Raw genomic sequence first — 271 nt, forward strand, 5'->3', positions numbered from 1 at the left:
GCTCGAATTCGCGCACAGCCAGGTTGCCAGCCTGCACCTGGCCGATCCACTCGGCTACAGTCTGCTCGGCACGCGGTACACCGATCACCGGCAGGGTGTTGATGAACAGGCCAATCTGCTCTTCCACGCCGGGCAGGTCTGCCGGGCGGCCGGCGACCGTGGCGCCGAAGCACACGCTGGCCTGGCCGGTGCAACGCTGCAACAGCAGCAGCCAGGCCGATTGCACCAAGGTGTTGACCGTGACCCGGTTGGCCCGGGCGAAGGCTTCGAT

1 protein-coding gene is annotated in these 271 nt (G+C 67.2%); it reads right to left on the reverse strand.

The genetic code is table 11. The annotated features are described in order from the left end of the window. Positions 1-271: condensation domain-containing protein (locus SB756_RS30230; RefSeq protein ID WP_410913254.1), on the reverse strand; the 271-nt coding region annotated here is incomplete at both ends.

Origin of the sequence: Pseudomonas sp. SIMBA_068 (assembly GCF_046534705.1) — a bacterium.
GTDB lineage: Bacteria > Pseudomonadota > Gammaproteobacteria > Pseudomonadales > Pseudomonadaceae > Aquipseudomonas > Aquipseudomonas putida.